Origin of the sequence: Rhodococcus jostii RHA1, assembly GCF_000014565.1 — a bacterium.
Lineage (GTDB): Bacteria > Actinomycetota > Actinomycetes > Mycobacteriales > Mycobacteriaceae > Rhodococcus_F > Rhodococcus_F jostii_A.
Genome location: NC_008268.1, coordinates 5,390,826 through 5,394,756, shown reverse-complemented (window position 1 = coordinate 5,394,756; position 3,931 = coordinate 5,390,826). Strand labels below are relative to the sequence as shown.

The window sequence follows — 3,931 nt, the reverse complement described above, 5'->3', positions numbered from 1 at the left end:
TCGAACTCGACCTCGCCCCGCCCAACCAGGACGGACGCACTCTTTCGAGTATCCGCCCGCGAGGCGCGCCGGGTCCAGGGCACTGCGGGCCCAATGCCGCCGATGGATACTGGGCCCCATGACCGAGCGCGTCGACACACCCGGCATCGATCCCGCGGACTTCCGCGTCCACGTCGTGGCGCAGGCCATCCGGCTGTTCTCCGAGAACGGGTACGAGGCGACGACCGTCGAGCAGATCGCGTCCGCGGCGGGCGTGTCCCGGCGGACGTTCTTCCGCCAGTTCCGCTCCAAGGAGGACGTGATCTTCGCCGATCACGAATCACTGTTGCAGCAGGCAGGCGATTATCTGTCCACGGATTCCGATGACCCGTGGGCCGCGGTCTGCAGGACGGCCGGCCTGGTCTTCGACAGGTTCCGCGAGAACCGGGAGCTGTCGGCTCGCCGGTACCAGGTGGTGCAGCGGGTGCCCGCCCTGCGCGACCGGGAGATCGTCACCGGCTTCCGCTACGAGCGGTTGTTCGTCGACTACCTGCGCGGTGTCGTACCCACCGAGCCGGTCCTGAAGGTCATCGGATTCGCGGCCGCTGTCACCGCGTGCCACAACTTCCTGCTCCGGAACATGATCAAGGGCGATCCCGACGCCACCGCCGAGGAACTCGAGCGGGCCCTCCTCGACGTGCGCCGGACGTTCGGCGTCGCTCCGGGGGCATCGACGCAGGAACAGGACGCCGTGCTGGTGGTGTCGTACCCGCCGGGAACGCCGGTGGACGAGATCACCGGGCGTATCCAGGCCCAGCTGTCCCGGCGCCGGGACTGAGGCGGCCGGGTGACGACAACCACCCTTGACTGGCACTCAGTGCCGTGGTTGACTGCACTGTAGTGGCAGTAGTTTGCCGACCACGAACATTGCGGCCCACCTGAACGACAACAACCCTGGCACGGAGTGCCTATTCAGACTCGGTGCCGTCGAGACTCAGCAAGGAGCGCCCCATGGCCGGAAATCCGGACTTCGATCTGTTCAAGCTCGGTGAAGAGCACGACGAACTGCGGTCCGCGATCCGCGCGCTCTCCGAGAAGGAGATCGCCCCCTACGCGAAGCAGGTCGACGAGGACGCACGCTTCCCCGAAGAGGCCCGCGTCGCCCTCGTGAACTCCGGGTTCAACGCCATCCACGTCCCCGAGGAATACGACGGCCAGGGCGCCGACTCCGTCGCCACCTGCATCGTCATCGAAGAGGTCGCCCGCGTCTGCGGCTCCTCCTCCCTGATCCCCGCCGTCAACAAGCTCGGCACCATGGGCCTCATCCTCAACGGGTCCGAAGAACTCAAGCAGCAGGTCCTGCCGCAGCTCGCGTCCGGCGAGGCCATGGCGTCCTACGCGCTGTCCGAGCGTGAGGCCGGTTCCGACGCCGCCAGTATGCGCACCCGCGCCAAGGCCGACGGCGACGACTGGATCCTCAACGGCTCCAAGTGCTGGATCACCAACGGTGGCAAGTCCAGCTGGTACACCGTCATGGCCGTCACCGACGCCGACAAGGGCGCCAACGGCATCTCCGCGTTCATGGTCCACGAGAACGACGAGGGCTTCGTCGTCGGACCGAAGGAGAAGAAGCTCGGCATCAAGGGTTCGCCCACCGCGGAGCTCTACTTCGAGAACTGCAAGATCCCCGGCGACCGCATCATCGGCGAGCCCGGCACCGGTTTCAAGACGGCGCTGCAGACCCTCGACCACACCCGTCCCACCATCGGCGCGCAGGCAGTCGGCCTCGCGCAGGGCGCCCTCGACGCCGCCCTCGCCTACACCAAGGACCGCAAGCAGTTCGGCAAGTCGATCAGCGACTTCCAGGCCGTGCAGTTCATGCTCGCCGACATGGCGATGAAGGTCGAGGCCGCACGCCTCATGGTTTACACCTCCGCGGCCCGCGCCGAGCGCGGCGAGAAGAACCTCGGATTCATCTCCGCGGCCGCCAAGTGCTTCGCCTCCGACGTCGCGATGGAGGTCACCACCGACGCCGTCCAGCTGTTCGGTGGCGCCGGCTACACCACCGACTTCCCTGTCGAGCGGATGATGCGTGATGCGAAGATCACTCAGATCTACGAAGGCACGAACCAGATCCAGCGCGTCGTGATGTCGCGTGCACTGTTGAAGTAGGCGGCTACGCCGCCCGTGCGTGGTTAGCGAGTCTCTGGACTCGCTAACCACGCACGGCTACGTGAGGAGAATTTGTGGAACTAGTAGGCGTGATCGGCGGCGGCACCATGGGTGCCGGCATCGCCGAGGTATGTATCAAGGCCGGCAGCTCGGTTCTCATCCTCGAGACCAAGCCGGAATTCGCCGAGGCCGCGCAGGCCCGGATCGAGAAGTCCCTGGCTCGCGGGGTCAAGGCGGGCAAGCTCGACCAGGACGCCGCGGATGCCGCGCTCGCCCGCGTGCGGGTCACCCTCGACATCGAGGAGTTCGCGGACCGCGACCTCGTGATCGAGGCGGCACCGGAGATCGAGTCGCTCAAGGTCGACATCTTCCAGAAGCTCGACAAGATCGTGAAGCCGTCGGGCATCCTGGCGTCCAACACGTCGTCCATCCCGCTGATCAAGATGGCCAACGCCACGCAGCGTCCCGGGCAGGTTGTGGGCGTCCACTTCTTCAACCCGGTGCCGGTGATGCCGCTGGTGGAGATCGTGGTCAGCCTGGTCACGTCGGAGGAGACCGTCCTCGCGGTCACCGACTACGCGAAGAACACGCTGCGCAAGAAGACGGTGCGGGCCGGTGACCGCGCGGGCTTCATCGTGAACGCGCTGCTCATCCCGTACCTCACGTCAGCGGTCCGGATGCTGGAGTCGGGGTACGCCACCGCCGAGGACATCGACGAGGCCATGAAGGGCGGCTGCGGCTACCCGATGGGCCCGCTGACGCTCATCGACACCGTCGGTCTCGACATCACCCTCGCCGCGGCGGAGTCGCTGTACGCGGAGTTCGCCGAGCCGCACTACGCTCCCCCGACGTTGCTCAAGCGCAAGGTCGACGCCGGACAGCTCGGCAAGAAGAGCGGCAAGGGCTTCTACGACTACAGCTGATCACGCCCGTCCGGAAGCCCGTCGCGTCGTCGCGGCGGGCTTTCGCCGTTCTTGACCGCAAATCCCATGTAGGAGATGGCCGTGCTCCGGATCTGCCCGAAGTCGAGCCGGCGACTCAACTCCCCGTAGCTGAGCCGTGTTCCGCCTGCCCGGGCAAGGTCGAGGAGCCGGAGAGGATTCTTCGACCGAGGCCCGAGCCCGACGATCTCGCCGAGCCGCAGACCGTGCCGCTCCATGATCGGCGCCAGCTCGGCTGGACGGATACACATCGACCAGTCGTGGATGGGAGTGTCGAACATCCGGGTCATCCGCCACTCCTGCATGATCTTGATCGCGACGAGCTTGCTGGCGAATGTGCGGTTGATGGTGTCGAACAGGTACAGGCCGCCAGGTTTCAGCACACGGGACGTCTCGGCGATCACTCCGTCGAGATCCGACACGTGCTCGAGGACGTCGCAGCAGTAGGCGACGTCGAACGTGGCATCCGGCACCGGCAGGTGTTCCCCCGACCCGATGCGGTACTCGATGTCGAGTGCCGAGCCGGCCGCGTGACGCCGCGCGGTGTCGACCGATACCGGGGACGGATCGATGCCCGTGACCCGGAAACCGATGCGGGTGAACTCCTCCGCGAGGAACCCGCCGCCCGAACCGACGTCGAGGGCGCGGAGTCCGCGATGGTCACGACCGACCGTTTCGCCGAGCACCTTTCGGAAGTAGGCGAATCGTCCCGGCGTCAGACTTCCGTGCAGCAGGTTGAGTGGGTTGTCTTCCTCCCACCACGACTCCCCCACCCGGTTGTAGACGTCGTTGTCGATGACCAAGCGGACCACCCCTTCTCTGCCGCGGGCACAGCACGA

General features: G+C 66.4%; 4 protein-coding genes. 3 read left to right on the top strand and 1 reads right to left on the bottom strand.

All coding sequences use genetic code 11. The annotated features are described in order from the left end of the window. Positions 1–118 precede the first annotated feature (118 nt). The 3 genes from RHA1_RS24960 (at position 119) to RHA1_RS24950 (ending at position 3,074) form a co-directional block, all read left to right on the top strand. The gene (locus RHA1_RS24960; protein WP_011597337.1) at positions 119–817 is read left to right on the top strand and encodes a TetR family transcriptional regulator; all 699 of its coding nucleotides are present in this window, start codon (positions 119–121) and stop codon (positions 815–817) included. A 173-nt stretch (positions 818–990) separates the two neighbouring features. Beyond that, positions 991–2,151, top strand: coding sequence for an acyl-CoA dehydrogenase (locus RHA1_RS24955; RefSeq protein ID WP_009478133.1), 1,161 nt, complete (start codon positions 991–993; stop codon positions 2,149–2,151). 74 nt (positions 2,152–2,225) lie between these two features. Continuing rightward, positions 2,226–3,074, top strand: a complete 849-nt coding sequence (locus RHA1_RS24950) for a 3-hydroxybutyryl-CoA dehydrogenase (protein ID WP_005561875.1) — start codon at positions 2,226–2,228, stop codon at positions 3,072–3,074. Here the strand turns inward: RHA1_RS24950 and ubiG are convergent. Further along, positions 3,065–3,904 carry a bifunctional 2-polyprenyl-6-hydroxyphenol methylase/3-demethylubiquinol 3-O-methyltransferase UbiG gene (gene ubiG, locus RHA1_RS24945; RefSeq protein WP_011597336.1) on the bottom strand — a complete coding sequence of 280 codons (840 nt, stop codon included), beginning with the start codon at positions 3,902–3,904 and terminating at the stop codon, positions 3,065–3,067. The two genes, RHA1_RS24950 and ubiG, sit on opposite strands and share 10 nt — an antisense overlap. Between the last annotated feature and the right edge of the window lie 27 nt (positions 3,905–3,931).

Excerpts from the sequence above, each read along its gene's own strand:
- RHA1_RS24955 (WP_009478133.1), top strand. The coding sequence starts at position 991 with ATGGCCGGAAATCCGGACTTCGATCTGTTCAAGCTCGGTGAAGAGCAC.
- RHA1_RS24960 (WP_011597337.1), top strand. The coding sequence starts at position 119 with ATGACCGAGCGCGTCGACACACCCGGCATCGATCCCGCGGACTTCCGC.